The following is a 19,106-nucleotide window of genomic DNA, read 5'->3' on the forward strand; positions in this document are numbered from 1 at the left end:
GCCATAGTCGTCTCCCGAGAGCCCCGCACAGAGGGCCGCCGATGAGACCCTGGCATGTATCACTACGACGATTACGACCGCGCGCTGGTCCATGAGCGTGTCGCCCAGTTCCGCGATCAGGTGCAGCGGCGCCTTGCTGGCGAACTGAGCGAGGAGGAGTTCCTGCCGCTGCGCCTGCAGAACGGCCTGTACCTGCAGAAGCATGCCTACATGCTGCGGGTGGCGATTCCCTACGGCACGCTGTCGAGCGGGCAGTTGCGGACGCTCGCCGGCATCGCCTGGGACTACGACCGTGGCTACGGCCACTTCACCACGCGGCAGAACATCCAGTTCAACTGGATCGAGCTGGAGCAGGTGCCGGATATCCTCGAACGGCTCGCCGATGTGGAGATGCACGCCATCCAGACGTCCGGCAACTGCGTGCGCAACATCACCACCGAGGCCTTCGCCGGGGTCGCCGCCGACGAGTTGCTGGACCCACGCCCGCTGGCGGAAATCCTCCGCCAGTGGTCGACGGTCAATCCGGAATTCCTGTTCCTGCCGCGTAAGTTCAAGATCGCCCTGTGCGCCGCCGAGGAGGACCGCGCGGCGGTGATGATGCACGACATCGGCCTGTATTTTTACCGCGATGCCGACGGCGAGCTGTTGCTGCGGGTGATGGTCGGCGGCGGGCTGGGGCGCACGCCTATCCTGTCCCGGCAGATTCGCGAGGCGCTGCCCTGGCGGCACCTGCTGTCCTATGTCGAGGCCATCCTGCGCGTGTACAACCGCCACGGCCGGCGCGACAACAAGTACAAGGCGCGGATCAAGATCCTGGTCAAGGCGCTGGGCATCGAAGCCTTCGCCCGCGAGGTGGAGGAGGAGTGGCGGCACATCATGGACGGCCCGGCCGAGCTGACCGAGGCCGAATACCAGCGGGTCGCCGCCGCCTTCGAGCCGCCATCCTACGAGCGCCTGGACGACAGTGACCTCGGTTTCGGCACCGCGCTGGCCAGCGACGCCGAATTCGCGCGCTGGGTTTCGCGCAACGTGCAGCCGCACAAGGTGCCCGGCTACGCGGCGGTGGTGCTGTCCACCAAGCCCGGGCCGGCCGCGCCACCGGGGGATGTCACCGCCGGGCAGATGGAGCGCATCGCCGATTGGGCCGAGCGCTTCGGCTTCGGCGAAATCCGTATCGCCCACGAACAGAACGTGATCCTGCCGGACATCGCCAAGGCCGACCTGCACGCGCTCTGGCTGGAAGCCTGCGAGGCCGGGCTGGCGACGCCGAATGTCGGGCTGCTGACCGATATCATCGCCTGTCCCGGCGGCGACTACTGCTCGCTGGCCAACGCCAAGTCGATCCCCATCGCCCAGGCGATCCAGCAGCGCTTCGACGACCTCGACTACCTGCACGACCTCGGCGAACTGAGCCTGAACATCTCCGGCTGCATGAACGCCTGCGGCCACCACCATATCGGCAACATCGGCATCCTCGGCGTCGACAAGAACGGCAGCGAGTGGTACCAGGTGACCATCGGCGGCGCCCAGGGCCAGGACAGCGCGCTGGGCCGGGTGATCGGCCCGTCGTTCAGCGCCGCCGAAGTCCCGGAGGTGATCGAGCATCTGCTGCGCACCTACACCGACTACCGCGAAGCGGAGGAACGCTTCGTCGACACCGTCCAGCGCATCGGCCTGGAGCCGTTCAAGGAGCGGGTCTACGGCCGGGAGGTGCAATCGGCATGAACAACCTGATCCGCCTGGTCGACGGTCAGCCGCGACTGATCGACGACGATCCCTGGAACCTGGTGCGCGATGGCGACGAGGCGAGTGGCGACCGACTGATCCTGCCGTTGCCGCTATGGCTCGAGCGGCGGGAAGTCGGCCAGGGCGTTTGGCTGGCCCCAGGAGACGAACCCGAGGCGCTGCAACCCTGGCTTGCCGAACTGCCATTGATCGCGTTGGACTTCCCCAGCTTCCGCGACGGCCGCGCCTACAGCCTGGCCTATCTGTTGCGCACGCGGCTGGGCTGGCGAGGCGAGTTGCGCGCGGTCGGCGACGTGCTGCGCGACCAGCTCAGCCATATGCGCCAGTGCGGTTTCGATGCCTTCGCCGTGCGCGCGGACAAATCGGCGGAGGACGCTCTCAAGGGCCTGGCCGGCATCAGCGTGCTGTACGGACGCTCGGCGCTGGAACCGCGCCCGCTGTTTCGCCGGGGGAGGGGGGGATGATGCTGAAGGGGTTGCTTTATCTGGTCGTCCTGCAATTGCTGGGCAGCCTCATCAATGCCCTGTTTCTGCCGGGACTCCCGGGGTCGATCATCGGCCTGCTGCTGTTGTTCGGTTGCCTGCTGTTGCGTGGCGAGGTGCCTGAGCCGCTGCGGCTGGCGGCGAATGGATTGCTGCAGTACCTGCCGTTGTTCCTGGTGGTGCCGGCGGCGGGCATCATGGTCAGCGGCGACAAGCTGCTCGGTGAACTGCCAGCCATCGCCGCCGCGCTGGTTCTGTCGCTGCTGGTGACCGTGCCGTTCTGCGGCTGGCTGCTGCAGACCCTCGCCAGGCGAATGGAGCGTGATCCATGAGCGTGGCGTCCGCCTGGCCGGTGCTCGTCGGACAGCCGCTGTTCGCCGTTGGCCTTACCCTGGCTTCCTTCCACCTGGCCCTGGTGCTGTACAAGCGCAGCGGCTGGTTGCTGTTGCAGCCGGTGATGGTGGCCATGCTCCTGGTGGTGGGAGCCTTGCTGGTTTGCGGGGTGGACTACCCCACCTATCGCCAGGGCGCGGAGCCCATCGCCTTGCTGCTCGGCCCGGCGACCATCGCCCTGGCGGTGCCTCTGCACCACAACCTCAGGCGCATCCGCCAGTTGCTCTGGCCGATCCTGATCACCCTCGTGGTCGGCGGTGTGCTCACTGTCGCCCTGACCCTGCTGATCGGTCACCTGCTCGGTGCCGACTGGGCGGTGCTGATGAGCCTGGCGCCGAAGTCGGTGACCATGCCCATCGCCATGCTGGTGGCCGAGCAGATCGGCGGTATCGCCTCGCTGGCGGCGGTCATGGTCATGCTTACCGGCGTGATCGGCACCGCTTTCGGCCCCTTGCTGCTGCGCTGGGCGCGAGTCGATCATCCGGCGGCCCGTGGCCTTAGCTATGGCATGAACGCCCACGCCATCGGCACCGCCCGCGCGCTGGAGGAAGGAGAGGAGTGCGGCGCCTTCGCCGCCCTGGCCATGAGCCTGCTGGGGATCGGGACGGCCTTGCTGATGCCGGTGATCCTGGGTGGGTAGGCCTCCACTCATCCTCGCGCACGCGGCTCGCTCAGGCTGCCTCTACACTTCAAGCACGCTGTCATCTCCGCTGTCATTCAAAAATGGGAGGGCACTGTTTCGACTGGGGAGGTTGCCCTATGAGCAAGCTCATCTGCGCTGAGTTCGATGAGTTCGAGGAGGCGTTGTACGGCGTGCAGGGGCACTATCTGTTGCGTTCACGCCAGCAACGCGATTGGAGACTCAGGGTCGTCGATCTGAATGGCGTCGCACTGATGCTCGGTCGCGAGGGCGCGGGAACCCTCTATAGCGGTGTAGGGCTACCCGAGTTCTTCAACATCTTCCTGCCGGTGAGCGGAAGGGAGACCACGGTAGTCGATGGCCAGCGCTTCGATCATCGGCGGATTGGCTGGATGGTTCCGGATGTCATGTTCCATATCGATGCCAGTCGGCCCGCGACCTGGCTGACGGTGGCCATGTCGTGCGATCTGGTGTTGCGCTGGGCCGGTATCCACGAGGACGAGTTCGATTTCTCGATCCTGGCACGCAATCTGGTAGGCGTCGCGCAGATGGACGTCACTCCGCTGGTCTGGCTTGCCCACCGCCTGTTCCATATCGACGAGCATTCCCCCGAAGACTTGCACAACCCCGTTGCCGAGCACGCGGCTCGTACCGAGTTGATGGACATGGTGTTCCACACCCTGCTACCACTCGACGTATCCAATCCGACCGTTCGCCACTGCCTGGATCATCGCAGGATCTTGCGCGAGGCTTTGGAACTGCTTGCCTCGCTGGAGGAGGCGCCGGTCTATCTGGAGGATCTGTGTGCCGCGACCCATGCGTCGGAACGTACCGTGCGCACTGTGTTCAATCGCTATCTGGGGATGAGCCCGCATCGCTACCTGATGCTGTACCGGCTGCATGCCATTCGCTCGGCGATTCGCCGTGCGCAGCCAGGAGAGACGATTACCAGCATCTGTGCCCGATACGGCGTATGGGATTTCGGCCGGCTGGCCAGGCAGTACATGAGCTACTTCGGCGAGCTGCCATCGCAAGCGTTGGCCAGCCGGCCGCGCTGATTGGGCTATTCATTCACCCCGCGACTGAGTGTCTGGCTCGGGTACTCGCCGAACAGCGCGTGGTACTCCGTGGCCATGCGACCGCAATCCGAATAACCGAAGCGAGCGGCAATGCCGGCGACCGTCGCGTGGCTGGGCGTGGCAACCGCAAGCGCTGCACGGAGCAGGTGCAGGCGGCGTAGGCGCAGGTAGCGGCAAGGCCCGATGCCGAAGGTTTCCAGGAAGATCGAACGCAAGGTCCGCTCACTGACCCCGGCCAGCTTGCACAGATCGACCAGACGCAATGGCTTGTTTTCCTTGCGCGGCAGCACCTTCAACACCTTGGTGATGATCTCTCGTCGCGAAATGCGCTGTCTGCCTGGCGTACTTCGGGATTGCGCGGCCTTGGCTTTTCTATTGGGCATGTCTGCCTGACCCGTGTCGGAGCTGCCAGCAGCCTGCTCCGGACATATCAGCCACGCTACGTAAAACAGGCAAACAACACAGGAGCGTTCGATCCTGGTTCCTTGCCGATTTTACGTAGTTGGCTCCATGCGGTTTCAGCAGAATCCAGTGATACGTAATCCCCAGTTCCAGCGGCTTGACGTATCGCTCGCACCATCGACCGGTGGCACACGAGCGGATCATGGCAGGCCGCGACGAGGCACGCATTCGGGGAGTTGCGACTTCACCGAAGCGCCTACCCGCAGAAGGGGAACCATATGAGGCATCACGAATCCACGCCCGGCGTCGTCTTGAGCCGTCGTACCCTGCTGGCAGGCTCGGCGGTTCTCGCTGCCGGCCTGGTCCTGCCCGTTTCGAGCGCTTCGACCTCCGACCCCCTGCAACGAGCTGGAGAGAGAAAGATCATGAGCACTATCACGACCCGAGACGGCACGCAGATCTACTACAAGGACTGGGGTTCCGGCCCTGTCGTCGTCCTGAGCCATGGTTGGCCGCTGAACGCCGATAGCTGGGAAGCGCAGATGCTGTTCCTGGCCTCCAACGGCTACCGCGTCATTGCCCATGACAGACGGGGGCATGGTCGTTCCAGCCAACCCTGGGACGGAAACGAGATGGACACCTACGCGGATGACCTGGCGCAGTTGCTCGACACGCTGGACGTCAAGGATGCCGCGTTGTTCGGTTTCTCGACCGGGGGCGGTGAGGTGGCGCGCTATATCGGCCGGCATGGTAGCAAGAGGGTGGCCAAGGCCGGGCTGATCTCCGCAGTTCCTCCGCTGATGCTGAAGACCGAGGCGAACCCCGGTGGCCTGCCAATCTCGGTATTCGACGAGATACGAGCCGGCTCCATCGCCAATCGCTCGCAGTTGTACCGGGATATCGCCAGCGGCCCGTTCTTCGGCTTCAACCGCACGGGCGCCAAGCCATCGCAAGGGATCATCGATGCATTCTGGATGCAGGGGATGATGGCCGGTCACAAGAATGCCTATGACTGCATCAAGGCGTTCTCGGAGACCGATTTCACCGAGGATCTGAAGAAATTCGACATTCCTACCCTGATCCTGCATGGCGACGACGATCAGATCGTGCCAGTCGATGCAGCCGCGCGAGCGTCGGCAAAACTGGTCCGCAACGCCAGGCTGGTGATCTATCCCGGTGCTCCACACGGTATCACCGACACCCACAAGGAACAGCTTTGCGCGGACATGCTGGCATTCCTGAAAAGCTGATCGCCTTGAATACATCCATCCCAGCCGATAGCTCTGCTATCGGCCCATCACCAGCAGGAGGGAACACGCCATGACCAGCCCCAGCAACGGTTCGAGCAAGAAAGCCCTGATTGTCGTCGACATCCAGAATGACTATTTCCCTGGCGGCCGGTGGACCCTGAGCAACGTCGAGGAAGCCGCCCGCAAAGCCGCCCAACTGATCGATACCTTCCGCAATAGCGGTGACCTGGTGGTGCACATTCGCCATGAATTCCCCAGCGACGAGGCCCCATTCTTCAGGCCGGGCTCCGAAGGCGCCCAGTTGCATCCTAGCGTGATCAACCGGCCTGACGAGCATGTGGTGCTGAAGAACTACATCAATTCCTTCCGCGATACCGACCTGAAAAAGGTGCTCGATCGCAATGGCATCGATGAAGTCGTGGTGGTCGGCAACATGAGCCACATGTGCGTCGACGGCATTACCCGCGCAGCCGTCGACTTCGGCTACAAGACCACGGTCATCCATGATGCCTGCGCCACGCTGGACCTCGAGTTCAATGGTGTGAAGGTGCCATCCGAGCAGGTCCATGCCGCGTTCATGGCCGCGCTCAGCTTTGGTTATGCCCCAGTGCTTTCCACCGACGAATACCTGAACAAGTAAGGGGTTCGATATGAAACATTCTTTCGCCCTGGCCTCGGTCCTGTTCGCCCTGCCGGCTTTCGCTCATGACGGCGGCGGTATCCATAGTGATAAGGGCCAGGTCGAAGCTGCCTTCGACCTGGTGCATACCCGCGTCTTCAAGGAAGGCGACAATCTGGTCTTCGAGCAACTGGTCGACGGCAAGGCCGGCAGCCGCATGCCCACAGCCAAGGGCAGCTTCGCCGGTGCCGAGGTCTACAGCTATGTATGGCCGACCTCGCTCGACAGCGCATCGGTCGGTTTCGAGACGGGATCGGGGATTCTCGCCCTGGCGCTGACCTCGCATCCGGACTTCGACGATACCCCGCTGCTCGACGAGAACGGCGATGGCAAGAACGATAACGACGGCGGTCTCTGGCATTCACATTGGGTGGTGCTGACCAAGGACCCGACGTGTGGGCCGAGCGGCCTCAAGGTGCGTGACATTCCTGAGGGGGCGAAACCGAAACTGCCCGCTACCTGGCCTGGTGCGCCTATCTACATCGACTCTCCCGGCTATGACCTGAACGTCCGGGACGATGCCGCGCAGATCCGTGTCCCGCTGGCCGCCGTCGGTTTTCCGGAAAGCTTCAACTACGACGGCGTAACCGCCGCCTTGCAAGTCAATGCCGACCTGCATAGCCCGCTGTTGTGTGTCAGCAGCGTATGGGACGTAGCCTCCGGCGATCTGTCCCTGCCGGCAACCTGGAGCGTCAGCAAGCCCTGAAGCCTTTGGAGGGAGCCCATCATGACTGCCAGTATCTACGCATGTGGAAATACCGGTCTGTTGCTCGTCGATCCGTATAACGATTTTCTCAGCGAGGGCGGCAAGCTGAACGGCCTTGCCAAGCCGGTAGCCGAGGCCGTCGGCACGCTGGATCACCTGAGAGAGGTCGTCGCGGCAACACGCGCATCCGGAATTCAGATCTTCTACGTGCCACACCATCGGGCGCGTCCCGACGATTATCAAGGCTGGAAACACCCGAGCCCGTACCAGTTGGGAGCCGGTCGAGCGCAAGTGTTCGCGGTGGATGGCTGGGGAGGGGAGTGGCACCCTGACTTCCAGCCCCGGGAGGGCGACGTCGTCGTTCAGGAACACTGGGGCGGCAGCGGTTTCGCCAATACCGATCTCGACTTCCAGCTCAAGCAGCACGGCATCGAGAAGGTCGTGGTGGTCGGCATGCTGGCCAACACCTGTATCGAATCGACCGGCCGATTCGCCGCGGAACTGGGGTATCACGTGACACTGGTCCGGGATGCCACGGCGGCATTCACCCCCGAGGCCATGCATGCCGCCCACGAGATCAACGGGCCTACCTATGCACATGCCATCCTGACCACGGCAGAGCTTATCGCTGCGTTGCCTTGAGCCCATACCGCACGTTTTGCATTCCGGCGAAGTCAATCCTGCCAGCAGTTCAAGGCGCGCTGAACGGCCCGGTTACCGCTCGACAGCGATCCTGCCCCGGCGTTTGCGATGCTCCAGCGGGGCCATGCCGAACCAGCGTTTGTGAGCCCGGCAGAAGGACGTGATGCCGCGGTAGCCGAGCTCGCTGGCGATCTGCGTCACGTTCAGAGAGGAGCCGCACAGCAGTTGCTCGGCCAGTTGGCGACGCAGCAGGTCGAGTTGGTGCTCGAAGTCCAGCCCCGCGCTGTCCAGGCGGCGTTGCAGGGTCCGGGCGTTCATGTCCAAAGCCAGGGCGACCTGCTCCAGGTTGCAGCGCTGCTTGGGCAGCAGGATACGGATCTGCCGGTTCACTTCGGCGTGCAGGCCGGAATCGGGGGCGCAGTGGGCGTCCAGGTAGAAGCGAGTGATCGAATGCAGCATCGGATCGTGATGGACGCAGGCCTGCTCGAGATCTTTCAGGTTGAGCACCACGGCGTTGACGTCCCGGTTGAACAGCACCGGGCAGGCGAAGTAACGAGCGTACTGGGCCATGTCCGACTGCGGCCCGTGGCGAAGCAGCACCACCTTTGGAGAACATGCCGAGCCCAGCAGCTCGGACACGAGCAAGCAGCCTTGCAAGACCGATTTCTCGATGATCTGCGGCGTCTCCAGGCTGCTCGGCAGGTTGTTCTCGAAGCACAGCAGGGCGCTCTGGGATGCGGATCGACGCTCCAGGTTGTAAAGGATCGAAGGGCTGTAGAAGCGCATGTAGCGCAGCACCGCCTCCATCCCATCGCCCACCGTGGCCGCCGACTGCGCCAGGTAATGCAGGGGGCCCAGCAGTTTCAGGCCCTGCCGGGTGGCCAGCTCCATCCCGAAATGGGGCATGCCCATGGCGTGCGAGGCGCCCTGGAATATCTGGGCCAGGCTCTTGTAGGAAAGCTTCTTCTCGTAGTCACCGACCACGTCGGGGGAAATGTTGTGCGGCGCCAGGTAGTCACGTACTGACGAACCGTGCCGGGCGACCATGTCCCCGAACCTCAAGAAAGCCGTGCCGCGTACACTGTCCATTACCTTCCCGCTCCCTTGGTGACCGTGGTCCAGTCGTGTGGCTGCCTTTGCAGTGAGGGCCACGCTTCGCCGTACTATCAAATGCACATCAACTGTCGCGAAATGCATGAAACCAGAAAGGATATAGACCAAAAGTCCGAATTACAGAACTAGCGTTCGTCGCTGAACCGTTGTGCTAGCCAGTCCACGAATACCCGCACACGGGGTGACATGTGCCGGTTGTGCGGATACAGCACCGACACCGGCATTGGCGGCGGTGGGAACTCAGGCAGCACTTCGCGCAAAAGGCCCTGTTCGATCTGCACCGCCACGCGGTAGCGAGGCACCTGGATGAGGCCTATGCCGGCGATCGCCGAGGCGGTGTAGATCTCGGCTCCGAACACGGCCACCGAGCCGCCTATATCGACCTCCCGGACCGCGCCGTCGACCATGAACTCGAAGGGAAAGCTGCGGCCCGTGGTTTTCGACTGGTAGTTCACCGCCCGGTGCTCGGCCAGGTCGTCCAGGCTCTCCGGGACCCCGAACTTGCGGAGATACGCCGGGCTGGCGCACGTGACCTGGGGCAGGTTGGCCAGGCGCCGGCCGACGAGCGACGAGTCGCCCAGCGAACCGGCACGCAGCACGCAATCGACGCCTTCCTCGATCAGGTCGACGAACCTGTCCGCTTCGCTGATCGCCAGTTCGATGTCGGGGTAGCGTTCGAGGAAGTCGGGGAGGGCGGGGATCACGAAATGCCTGCCCAGGGTGCCGTGCATGTCCACCCGCAGCCGCCCCTTGGGTGCGACGCTGCGAAAGGCCTGCGCCGCCTCTTCCAGCTCGGCCAGCAGGTGCACGCAACGTGCGTAGTAGGCCTCGCCGTCCAGGGTGGCCTTGACCCTGCGGGTGCTGCGCTCCAGCAGCCGCGTGCCGAGCCAGGCTTCGAGCTGGTTCATGGTGTGGGTGATGGTCGCGCGCGGCATCGCCAGGTCTTCGGCGGCCTGGGTGAAGCTGCTTCGTTCGTAGATGCGAACGAAGACTTTCATGGCTTTCACCTGATCCACTGGGCGTTCCTATTGTTGGTGATTCTTGAATAGTAAAGGCAACTCAGGAGTATTTATCCGCTTTGTCGCCCATGTGAACCTGCTCCTGCCTTCACCACTCACTCTCAGGCAGGACAATCACCATGAGCATCCAGACCTCCAAAGTCGCCATCGTCACCGGCGCCTCCCGTGGAATCGGCGCCGAAGTCGCCAAGCGGCTCGCCCGCGATGGATTCGCCGTTACCATCAACTACTCCAGCAGCGCCGCCGAGGCCGCTGCCCTGGTCGCCGCCATCGAAGCGCAAGGCGGCCGGGCTATCGCCGTGCAAGCCGACGTCGCCAGCACCGGCGACGTGAAGCGCCTGCTCGAGGAAACCGAACGGCGCCTCGGCAAGGTCGACGTGCTGGTCAACAACGCCGGCATCCTCAAGGTCGTCCCGCTTGCCGAGAGCAGCGACGAACTCTTCGAGCAGACCTTCAACATCAACGTCCGTGGCGTGTTCAACACCCTGCGCGAAGCCAGCGCTCGCCTGAATGGCGGCGGGCGGATCGTCAACTTCTCCACCTCGGTGCTCGGCCTGAACCTGCCCGGCTATGGGGTCTACAACGGCACCAAGGCGGCGGTGGAAGCCTTCACCAGGGTGTTCGCCAAGGAGCTGCGCGGCCGCGGCATCACGGTCAACGCCGTCGCGCCGGGACCGGTCGCCACCGAGCTGTTCCTGCGTGGCAAGAGCGAAGAGCAGATCCAGAGCTTCGCCAAGATGCCGCCCCTCGAACGCCTCGGCCAGCCGGAAGACATCGCCTCGGTGGTGGCCTTCCTCGCCGGACCGGATGCGGGCTGGGTCAACGGCCAGGTCCTGCGTGCCAACGGCGGCCTGGTTTGATGCCGCACGCCATCACCGAAGGAGGAAGCCGATCATGAGCGATCAGCTCGACATGCCGAACCGTTCCCTGCACTCCAGCATCCGTTTCGTCGCGTTCAGCGCCATTGCCGCCGTCGTGGCCGCCTTGGCGGCAGGCTCCAGCGTCGCCCTGTCGGTGCCGGTCTGGGCGATGTTCGTGGGCTGGGTGGCGTTCTTCACCCGAGGCGTGAACGCGCGCGACGGGGCGATCAACCTGGCCTGCGTCTGGCTGGGCCTCGCCTTCGGTGTCGCCGCGGCTCTGGCGGTCGGCGCGCTCACGCCCCCGCTGGGACGCCTCGCGCTACCCGCCGTGGTATTCGCGGTTGCGATCATTGTCGTCTCGCTGCGCGGCTTGCCGCTGTTGAACAACGTCCTCGCCTACTTCCTTGGCCTGATCGCGTTCTTCGCCTCGCATCTGGAGCCATCGCTGGAGAGCCTGTTCCATCTTGGCGGCGCCAGCACGCTGGGCTCGTCCGCCGGCTGGCTGTGCGTGAAATTGCAACAGCGGCTCGCGCCTCACAGTTGATGATCAGGTGGCCAGCATCGTCGATCTGCCACGCGGCTCGCGGCCGGTCGAAAGCGACCGGTGCGAGCCGGGCCGGGCGGCCTTATGCTTGGGCTCCTTGCATGCGAAGTGAGAGCCCGATGACCCTGCATATCGAAACCCCGCTCATCCAGTCCCGTCCGCTCAGCCTCGCGGCAGGGCGCTCCATCTGGCTCAAGCTCGAAGCGCTGCAACCGCCCGGCTCGTTCAAGATCCGTGGCATCGGCGCCGCCTGCGAAATCCATGCGCGCCAGGGCAAGCGCCGGTTCGTGTCGTCGTCCGGCGGCAACGCCGGGATAGCCGTGGCCTATGCCGGACGCAACCTGTCCATCCCGGTGACCGTGGTGGTACCGCAGAGCACCACCGAGCGCGCCCGGCAGTTGATCCGCCAGGAAAACGCCGAACTGGTGGTGCACGGCGAGACCTGGCACGAGGCCAACGAGCTGGCGCTGTCGATGCTGGGCCCGGACGATGCCTTCCTGCATCCCTTCGACGATCCGCGGCTCTGGGAAGGCCATGCCACGCTGGTGGACGAAGTGGCGCGGAGCGGTCCGAAACCCGACGCGGTGGTGCTTTCGGTAGGCGGAGGCGGTTTGTTCAGCGGCGTGGTCGAGGGCTTGCGGCGCAACGGCTGGGGCGATGTCCCGGTCATCACCGTGGAAACCCGTGGCGCGGAGGGACTGGCCCGTTCGCTGGAGGAGGGCAGGCGCGTCGAGCTCGAACGGATCGAGAGCATCGCCACGTCGCTCGGCGCCAGGCAGGTGTGCCAGCACGCCTTCGATCTGGCGCGCCAGCACCCGGTGCGCAGTTGCGTGGTGAGCGACCTGGCGGCGCTGGATGCCTGCGAGCGCTTTCTCGACGACCACCGCATCCTCGTCGAACCGGCCTGCGGCGCCAGCCTGGCGATTCCCTATCAGGTCCGGGACATGCTGCCGGAAGGCAACATCCTAGTGGTGGTCTGCGGCGGCGTGACGGCGAGCTTCGACCAACTGCGGAAGTGGCGGGCAGCGCTGGCCGAGTGATCGGCCAGCGTCCTGCCGGCGCTCACACCGCCTCGGCCGCCTCGCATCGCCTGGCTGCCGCGAAAAGATCGAGGCCGATGTCGCGCGCGGCGTTCAGGTGAACGCCTGGGTCCCGGGTTTCCGATTCGAACATGATCTCGGAAGTCACGACGCGTGCGCCGCAGTAATCGAAGATCCCATGGTCGATCTGCGTCTTCATGGCCTCGAAATAGCCGTGCCGCGAAAAGGTTCCCTCGTCGGCACCGGCGACGCCGATGAGGTGCACCCGGAGGTGGTGAAGCTTCTTCTCCAGATTGGTATCCAGGCTGAAGTCGAACGCCCAGCCGTTGGAGAACACGCGATCGATCCAGCCCTTGAGCAGCCCCGGCATCGACCACCAGTAGACCGGATAGACCAGCACCAGGGCATCGGCGCGGTCGATCCGCGCCTGCTCGGCGAGGACATCGGCGGGAGGCGGCGCCTGCCTGCGGTGGACGGCGTGGTCGGCCATGCCGAACCTCGGATCGAAGCCCTCCGCCGCGAGGTCGGCGATTTCGAAGGAGTTGCCGGGACCGGACAGGACCACGCCTTCCGCGACCTGCGCGACAAGGCTATGGGTGAGCGACTGGGGATCGTGATGGGCGACGATGATGAGTGCGTGCATGGCGAAGACTCCTGCTGGCTGATTGCGGGCGAAGGGCAAGCCTTATATGCTTCTAGCAAGTTACCTTTGGTAAGTTACTTTTGGTAGGTAAGCATGTCAAGCAGCGAGGAACGGAGCTCCAGCCCACGGCCGCGCCGCCGTCTGTCGAGGGAAGAAAGGCAGCGCCAGTTGCTGGACGTCGCCTGGCGGCTGGTCCGGGAGGAGGGCACGGAAGCCCTGACGCTGGGGCGGCTCGCCGAGCAGGCGGGCGTTACCAAGCCGGTCGTCTACGACCACTTCGGCACCCGCTCCGGGCTGCTGGCGGCGCTCTACCAGGATTTCGACGCACGCCAGACGCTGCTCATGGACGCCGCGCTACGGGCAAGCGAACCGACGCTGGCGGGCAGGGCGGCGGTCATCGCGGTGTCCTATATCGAGTGCGTGCTGCTCCAGGGCCGCGAGATACCCGGGGTGATCGCCGCGCTGGCCAGCTCGCCGGAACTCGAACAGATCAAGCGCGAGTACGAGGCGGTCTTCATGGAGAAATGCCGGATCGCCCTGGCTCCGTTCGCCGGGGCTGGAACCATCGCACCGGCGGGCCTGCGGGCGATGCTCGGCGCGGCCGAGGCGCTGTCCCATGCCGCCGTGACCGGAGAAATCACCCCTAGGCAGGCCCAGGACGAACTCTTCGAAACGATCGTCGCGATGGTCGAGAGAAGCGCGAATGGCGGTACTCATCATGTCGCCGCGAGCGAGCGGTGACAGCCACCGATGCCCGACGAGGATCGGCTTGGCTATCCTCCATCAGGCTCGGGCCCGAGGAGGCTCAGGAAGGTAATGACGGATTTGAAGAAAGGAGAAGGAAGCCACCATGCTTGATTATTTTGCCCTTGGACTGCTGGTGTTCGTCGGGTTGGTCCTGTTCTACGGGATCATCGTGCTGCACGACATCCCCTATGAAATCGCCGTGAGCCGCAACCACCCGCATCAGGACGCCATCCATGCGACGGGTTGGGTCAGCCTGTTCACGCTGCACGCAATCTGGCCGTTCCTGTGGATCTGGGCGATGTTATATCGCGAGGATCGCGGCTGGGGATTCGGCGCTGGCGGTTCGCCGCAAGCGCACGTGCAGCGGCTCGAACAGCAGGTGGCGCAGTTGCAGGAACGATTGGCCGCTCTGGAAACGCGCCAGCCGGAATCGCCTCCGCCATCGCAACCGCCATTGCCTGAACCGCAGCCGAACGAGGGATCGTAATCATGGATCTGCTGTTGATTCTGACCTATGCGGCCATCGCCATCGCCGTATTCAAGATATTCCGCATCCCGCTGAACAAGTGGACGGTACCGACCGCCGTTCTCGGCGGCGTAGTGCTGATCGGCGCGCTGATCTTCACCATGAACTACAACCACCCCTATTCGGAGGTAGCCCGTAGCTACTTCGTTTCCACGCCGGTGATCCCCGTCGTCAGCGGGCAGGTCGTCGAAGTACCGGTTCGCCCCAACCAGCCGCTGGAAAAGGGCGATGTGCTGTTCCGCATCGATCCGACTCCTTTCGAAAACCGCGTCAAGTCGCTCCAGGCCCAGATGGTTTCGGCCCGGGCCGACCTTCACCGCGCGAGCGAGCTGGTCAAGCGCAATGTCGGCAACCGCCGCGACCTGGATATCGCCACCGCCCGCGTCGAAGACTTGCAGGCGCAACTCAACATCGCCCGCTTCGAACTGGACAGCACCACCGTGCGAGCGCCCGCCAAGGGCTATGTCACGCACGTTTCCCTGCGGCCGGGGATGATGGCGACCAAGCTGCCGCTGCGGCCATCGATGGTGTTCATCCCGGACGAGGGGCATTACTTCGTCGCCTGGATGCGTCAGAACAGTCAACTGCGCCTGGTCGCCGGCGACGAGGCCGAGATCGCCTTCGACGGGGTTCCCGGCAAGGTCTTCACCGGCAAGGTGAAGCAGGTCATATCGGTGATAGGTGAGGGCCAGGTGCAGCCATCCGGCACCTTGCTGAGCTTCACCGGTAGTCCACCGCCGGGGCGGGTACCGGTGTTCATCGAAATCACCGACCCGGAATTTGCGCCCTACAGCGGCCTGATGCCCGGCGGCGCCTATGGCCAGGCGGCTGTCTACAGCCAGCATTTCCATCATGTGGCGGTGATGCGCAAGGTGCTGCTGCGCATGGCGGCGTGGATGAACTACATCTTCCCGTTCCACTAGGACGGACCGACTTTCAGCTCCATCTCACAAGCAAGACGCCGCTTGCCGTAGGAGCGAGCCCTGCTCGCGCAGCCAACGCAGATGCCCCGTCCGGGCGCAACCGCGAATCGCGGGCATGGCCCGCTCCTACGGGGTTTCATGGGGCCTTGTGCCAATCATTCCCGCCGCGCATTCACTTGATCCAGAACCTCCGGGTTTCCTCCACCTGCGAACTCCGCTCCCGACCGTAGGAGCGGCCCATGGCCGCGAAAAGCATCGCGGGCATGGCCCGCTCTACGAGTTCGCCGTGGCGCTCGGCGCGTCGTTCGCTCTCATCCGCCAGAGTCCCTGGCCGTTCAGATATCCTGCCGTCCCCAGTATGCACAGTCTCCATTGCAGGTACCTGGGCAGGCGCAACCGGTACTGCTGCGGCCGGTCGCCAGTTCCATGCGCCGGGCGACTTCGGGGTCGTCGGCGAACGGCAGCATGGTGGCTTCCTCGATATCCCCACGACGCTCTTCGCGCAGGTTCCACTGCACCGCGACGTAGAAACCCACCAGCAGCAGAGTGGAGAACAGCAGGTAGAACATGAACGCGCCTCAGTGTGTCGCGGCAGATACGTAGGCCACCGCCGGTTGCCCTGCGCGCACGGTACGCCAGGTGTTGTAGGCCATCAGCAGCATGCCGGTGAGGAAGAACAGTCCTCCGACCAGGCGCACCACGAAGCCGGGATGGCTGGCCTGCAGGGCTTCGACGAAGGAGTAGGTCAGGGTGCCGTCTTCGTTGATCGCCCGCCACATCAGGCCCTGGGTGATGCCGTTGACCCACATCGAGGCGATGTAGAGGACGGTGCCGATGGTGGCGAGCCAGAAGTGAACGTTGATCAGGCCGACGCTGTGCATCTGCTCGCGCCCCCAGAGTTTCGGAACCATGTGGTAGACGGCACCGAAGGTGATCATCGCCACCCAGCCCAGCGCCCCGGCGTGCACGTGGCCGATGGTCCAGTCGGTGTAGTGGGAGAGGGCGTTGACGGTCTTGATGGCCATCATCGGGCCTTCGAAGGTGGACATGCCATAGAACGCCAGCGACAACACCAGGAAGCGCAGGATCGGGTCGCTGCGCAGCTTATGCCAGGCACCGGAGAGGGTCATCATGCCGTTGATCATGCCACCCCAGGATGGCGCCAGGAGGATGATCGACATCACCATGCCCAGCGACTGCGCCCAGTCCGGCAGGGCGGTGTAGTGCAGATGGTGCGGGCCGGCCCAGATGTACAGGGTGATCAACGCCCAGAAGTGCACGATCGACAGTCGGTAGGAGTACACCGGGCGGTTCGCCTGCTTGGGCACGAAGTAGTACATCATCCCCAGGAAGCCAGTGGTCAGGAAGAAGCCCACCGCATTGTGGCCGTACCACCATTGCACCATGGCGTCGGTAGCGCCGGAATAGACCGGGTAGGACTTGAACCAGTCGACCGGAATGGATAGGTGGTTGACCACGTGGAGCATGGCGATGACCACGATGAAGGCGCCGAAGAACCAGTTGCCGACGTACAGATGCTTGGTCTTGCGGCGCAGCAGCGTGCCGAAGAACACCACGCCGTAGGCGACCCAGACGATGGCCATCCATACCGCACCGGCGAACTCGATTTCGGCGTATTCCTTGGTGGTCGTGTATCCCAGCGGCAAGGTCGCCAGCAGGATGAGGATCACTGCCTGCCAGCCCCAGAAAGTAAAGGCGGCGAGTCGGTCGGAGAACAGCCGGGCCTGGCAAGTGCGCTGTACCGCGTAGTAGCTGGCAGCGAACTGCGCGCTACCGGCGAAACCAAAGATCACCAGGTTGGTGTGCAGTGGACGCAGGCGGCCGAAGCTGGTCCACGGCAGGTCGAAGTTCATCTGCGGCCAGACCAGTTGGCTGGCGATCAGCACGCCCATGGCCATGCCGACCACGCCCCAGACCACGGTCATGATCGTGAACTGGCGTACCACCTTGTAGTTGTATGGTTGCTCTGCGATTGCTGTGCTCATGGGCAGTCTTCTCTACGGCCGATACGGGCTGGGGTCGGATGCGGATGAGCGCGGACTGTAGCGTCGCGAGGTGGACGAACACAGATTCAGATTTCTCTATTTGATACGGATCAGAATGAACACGGTATCCGTCTGGGCAACCTCATTGCTGGAAAAAACAGGGCCCGGAAACAGCTAGGACCCTGTACCAAAGGAACGTTGCAAGCAGGCGGGAGCGATCTCAGCGCAGCGTGTAGCCGTTATCCACGACCAGATCCTGCCCGTGGATGCTGCGTGCGTCTTCCGACAGCAGGAAGACGATCACGTCGGCGATAGCCCCGGCATCCAGGAATTTCCCATCCAGCAGGCGCTGGTTGACCGTGCCGGCCACCTCGGTGAGCTGGGTGTCGTCCAGGCCCAGGGTCCCCCAGATCGGGGTCGCGGTAGGGCCCGGAGACACCATGTTGATGCGTACCCCTTGCGTTGCCAGTTCGACGGCCAGGGTCCTGGCCTGCGCCTTGAGTGCCGACTTCGAGGCGATATAGGCCGCCAGCCCCGGGAAGGTCACTTGCGACAGGAAGGTGCCGATGAATACCACCGATGCCGGCTTGGCCAGTTGCTCGAGCAAGGTGGCCAGGGTATTCAGGGCGCCGGCGCCGTTGACCGCCCACTGTCGATCGAAGGCGGAGCTGTCCAGGCCATCGGCTAGCTGGGCGATACCCGCATTGGGGACCAGGTAGTCGATCGGTCCCAGCGATCGGGCATGCTGCGCCAGCTTGTCGAGGTCCGCCTGCCGGGTGACGTCACCGGCGAGCCAGTGCAATTGGTCGCCGAAACGCTCATGCAGGTCGTGCAGGTGACCGCTGCGGCGAGCCATCGCCAAAACCTGCGTGCCTCTTTGCAGTAGTCGTTCGGTCAGTGCCAGGCCGATTCCCGAGCTGGCGCCAGTGACCACGGCAAGGCGACCCTTGAATTCATCGTTCGACATGGAGCGGCTCCTCGGCGGCGCTGGAGACGATGCGTGTACCTTTGCGGGTGACGGCCTCGCCGGCAGAGAACCGGGCGTTGGGGGAGCGCACGACGCTGCGCTCTCCCACATCGTTTTCCACTTCGTACGCTCTCTCGTCGAGGCCGCCGGCTTGCTGTGCCGAGCCCCCCAACCAGAAGCCGGCGCCCGCGCCGACCAGCCCGCCGATGGGGCCTCCGGCGGCGGCGCCAAGCATCAGGCCACTCAAGGCCCCTACGCCTTTGCCGGCGGTAGTGTCGGGTACTTCACGAATCACCTGGTCGGCCAGGGCTACTTGGGAAGCGAGCAGGCCGAAGCACAGCGCAAGGGAGGACAGTCTGTTCATGATGGTTCCTGGGATTTCCTTGAGTGGGGTGTGGTCTGTTCCGAGGATCGAAGAGGGAGGGCATGGCACGTGACGTTTCATTTCTCTTCCTACACGCTGGTTTTGGTTCGCCTGTCGTCATTCCATTTTCCGTGCCATTTATTTTATTGTTCATTATCAATAAGTTATTTTTCATTGATGTCAAAATGACCTTATCAATAAATGGTCATTGTGACTTCTAAATGTCCTTATGACCCAACCCCGGGAGATGCTCGATCCTGGTGGTGGCCGGAAAAGATCAGGGAATGCGAGGGGGATGGAGACGGGGAGGCGTGTTCGCGGGGGCGTTGCCGGGG

23 protein-coding genes are annotated in these 19,106 nt (G+C 63.9%); 15 read left to right on the forward strand and 8 right to left on the reverse strand.

All coding sequences use genetic code 11. The features are described from left to right. The first annotated feature begins 54 nt into the window (after window positions 1-54). From PSEWESI4_RS24125 to PSEWESI4_RS24145, 5 genes are all read left to right on the forward strand, one after another. A complete protein-coding gene (locus PSEWESI4_RS24125) occupies window positions 55-1,725 on the forward strand; it encodes a nitrite/sulfite reductase (protein ID WP_187673780.1) in 1,671 nt (556 codons plus the stop codon). After that, on the forward strand, window positions 1,722-2,210 hold the full coding sequence (locus tag PSEWESI4_RS24130) for a DUF934 domain-containing protein (protein ID WP_187673781.1): 489 nt from the start codon (window positions 1,722-1,724) through the stop codon (window positions 2,208-2,210). The genes PSEWESI4_RS24125 and PSEWESI4_RS24130 overlap by 4 nt, the downstream gene beginning before the upstream one ends. Then, entirely contained in the window at window positions 2,207-2,560 is a 354-nt protein-coding gene (locus tag PSEWESI4_RS24135; RefSeq protein ID WP_187673782.1) for a CidA/LrgA family protein, read from the forward strand. Before PSEWESI4_RS24130 ends, PSEWESI4_RS24135 begins: the two co-directional genes overlap by 4 nt. After that, window positions 2,557-3,261, forward strand: coding sequence for an LrgB family protein (locus PSEWESI4_RS24140; RefSeq protein ID WP_187673783.1), 705 nt, complete (start codon window positions 2,557-2,559; stop codon window positions 3,259-3,261). Before PSEWESI4_RS24135 ends, PSEWESI4_RS24140 begins: the two co-directional genes overlap by 4 nt. A 119-nt stretch (window positions 3,262-3,380) precedes the next feature. After that, entirely contained in the window at window positions 3,381-4,319 is a 939-nt protein-coding gene (locus PSEWESI4_RS24145; RefSeq protein ID WP_187673784.1) for an AraC family transcriptional regulator, read from the forward strand. A gap of 5 nt (window positions 4,320-4,324) precedes the next feature. Here the strand turns inward: PSEWESI4_RS24145 and PSEWESI4_RS24150 are convergent, their stop codons facing one another. After that, window positions 4,325-4,723 (reverse strand): helix-turn-helix domain-containing protein, encoded by a 399-nt coding sequence (locus tag PSEWESI4_RS24150; protein WP_187673785.1) that lies wholly within the window; start codon window positions 4,721-4,723, stop codon window positions 4,325-4,327. Between the two features lie 444 nt (window positions 4,724-5,167). Between PSEWESI4_RS24150 and PSEWESI4_RS24155 the strand changes: the two genes are divergently transcribed. The 4 genes from PSEWESI4_RS24155 to PSEWESI4_RS24170 all read left to right on the forward strand — a co-directional run bounded on the left by PSEWESI4_RS24155 (window position 5,168) and on the right by PSEWESI4_RS24170 (window position 8,019). Further along, window positions 5,168-5,992 carry an alpha/beta fold hydrolase gene (locus PSEWESI4_RS24155; RefSeq protein ID WP_187673805.1) on the forward strand — a complete coding sequence of 275 codons (825 nt, stop codon included), beginning with the start codon at window positions 5,168-5,170 and terminating at the stop codon, window positions 5,990-5,992. A gap of 70 nt (window positions 5,993-6,062) precedes the next feature. Beyond that, window positions 6,063-6,632: a cysteine hydrolase family protein gene (locus PSEWESI4_RS24160; RefSeq protein WP_187673786.1), complete on the forward strand. Its 570-nt coding sequence runs from the start codon at window positions 6,063-6,065 to the stop codon at window positions 6,630-6,632. 10 nt (window positions 6,633-6,642) lie between these two features. Beyond that, a complete protein-coding gene (locus PSEWESI4_RS24165; protein WP_187673787.1) occupies window positions 6,643-7,377 on the forward strand; it encodes a hypothetical protein in 735 nt (244 codons plus the stop codon). 21 nt (window positions 7,378-7,398) lie between these two features. Then, window positions 7,399-8,019, forward strand: coding sequence for an isochorismatase family cysteine hydrolase (locus PSEWESI4_RS24170; protein ID WP_187673788.1), 621 nt, complete (start codon window positions 7,399-7,401; stop codon window positions 8,017-8,019). 72 nt (window positions 8,020-8,091) lie between these two features. Here PSEWESI4_RS24170 and PSEWESI4_RS24175 read toward each other — a convergent pair whose 3' ends face one another. Both PSEWESI4_RS24175 and PSEWESI4_RS24180 read right to left on the reverse strand, forming a co-directional pair. Beyond that, entirely contained in the window at window positions 8,092-9,066 is a 975-nt protein-coding gene (locus PSEWESI4_RS24175) for an AraC family transcriptional regulator (protein WP_235979009.1), read from the reverse strand. 191 nt (window positions 9,067-9,257) lie between these two features. Beyond that, a complete protein-coding gene (locus tag PSEWESI4_RS24180; RefSeq protein WP_187673790.1) occupies window positions 9,258-10,148 on the reverse strand; it encodes a LysR family transcriptional regulator in 891 nt (296 codons plus the stop codon). Window positions 10,149-10,270: 122 nt separating this feature from the next. On the opposite strand from PSEWESI4_RS24180, the gene PSEWESI4_RS24185 reads away from it, so the two are divergent. From PSEWESI4_RS24185 to PSEWESI4_RS24195, 3 genes are all read left to right on the forward strand, one after another. Further along, window positions 10,271-11,011, forward strand: coding sequence for an SDR family oxidoreductase (locus PSEWESI4_RS24185; protein WP_187673791.1), 741 nt, complete (start codon window positions 10,271-10,273; stop codon window positions 11,009-11,011). 34 nt (window positions 11,012-11,045) lie between these two features. Beyond that, the gene (locus PSEWESI4_RS24190; RefSeq protein WP_187673792.1) at window positions 11,046-11,555 is read left to right on the forward strand and encodes a DUF1097 domain-containing protein; all 510 of its coding nucleotides are present in this window, start codon (window positions 11,046-11,048) and stop codon (window positions 11,553-11,555) included. A 119-nt stretch (window positions 11,556-11,674) separates the two neighbouring features. Further along, a complete protein-coding gene (locus tag PSEWESI4_RS24195) occupies window positions 11,675-12,595 on the forward strand; it encodes a serine/threonine dehydratase family protein (RefSeq protein ID WP_187673793.1) in 921 nt (306 codons plus the stop codon). Between the two features lie 22 nt (window positions 12,596-12,617). Here the strand turns inward: PSEWESI4_RS24195 and PSEWESI4_RS24200 are convergent, their stop codons facing one another. Then, window positions 12,618-13,238 (reverse strand): NAD(P)H-dependent oxidoreductase, encoded by a 621-nt coding sequence (locus tag PSEWESI4_RS24200; RefSeq protein WP_187673794.1) that lies wholly within the window; start codon window positions 13,236-13,238, stop codon window positions 12,618-12,620. Window positions 13,239-13,331: 93 nt separating this feature from the next. Between PSEWESI4_RS24200 and PSEWESI4_RS24205 the strand changes: the two genes are divergently transcribed. From PSEWESI4_RS24205 to PSEWESI4_RS24215, 3 genes are all read left to right on the forward strand, one after another. Next, window positions 13,332-13,979, forward strand: coding sequence for a TetR/AcrR family transcriptional regulator (locus PSEWESI4_RS24205; RefSeq protein ID WP_187673795.1), 648 nt, complete (start codon window positions 13,332-13,334; stop codon window positions 13,977-13,979). 109 nt (window positions 13,980-14,088) lie between these two features. Then, a complete protein-coding gene (locus tag PSEWESI4_RS24210; RefSeq protein WP_187673796.1) occupies window positions 14,089-14,472 on the forward strand; it encodes a DUF3302 domain-containing protein in 384 nt (127 codons plus the stop codon). A gap of 2 nt (window positions 14,473-14,474) precedes the next feature. Then, window positions 14,475-15,434: an HlyD family secretion protein gene (locus PSEWESI4_RS24215; protein WP_187673797.1), complete on the forward strand. Its 960-nt coding sequence runs from the start codon at window positions 14,475-14,477 to the stop codon at window positions 15,432-15,434. 335 nt (window positions 15,435-15,769) lie between these two features. Here the strand turns inward: PSEWESI4_RS24215 and PSEWESI4_RS24220 are convergent, their stop codons facing one another. From PSEWESI4_RS24220 to PSEWESI4_RS24235, 4 genes are all read right to left on the reverse strand, one after another. Continuing rightward, a complete protein-coding gene (locus PSEWESI4_RS24220) occupies window positions 15,770-16,003 on the reverse strand; it encodes a cbb3-type cytochrome c oxidase subunit 3 (protein WP_187673798.1) in 234 nt (77 codons plus the stop codon). A 9-nt stretch (window positions 16,004-16,012) separates the two neighbouring features. Next, on the reverse strand, window positions 16,013-17,440 hold the full coding sequence (gene ccoN, locus PSEWESI4_RS24225) for a cytochrome-c oxidase, cbb3-type subunit I (protein WP_187673799.1): 1,428 nt from the start codon (window positions 17,438-17,440) through the stop codon (window positions 16,013-16,015). Window positions 17,441-17,660: 220 nt separating this feature from the next. After that, entirely contained in the window at window positions 17,661-18,407 is a 747-nt protein-coding gene (locus PSEWESI4_RS24230) for an SDR family NAD(P)-dependent oxidoreductase (RefSeq protein WP_187673800.1), read from the reverse strand. After that, window positions 18,394-18,771 (reverse strand): hypothetical protein, encoded by a 378-nt coding sequence (locus PSEWESI4_RS24235; RefSeq protein WP_187673801.1) that lies wholly within the window; start codon window positions 18,769-18,771, stop codon window positions 18,394-18,396. The genes PSEWESI4_RS24230 and PSEWESI4_RS24235 overlap by 14 nt, the downstream gene beginning before the upstream one ends. Window positions 18,772-19,106: the final 335 nt, after the last annotated feature.

The sequence above is a fragment of the Zestomonas carbonaria genome (genome assembly GCF_904061905.1).
In the GTDB taxonomy this organism is placed as follows: Bacteria; Pseudomonadota; Gammaproteobacteria; order Pseudomonadales; family Pseudomonadaceae; genus Aquipseudomonas; species Aquipseudomonas carbonaria.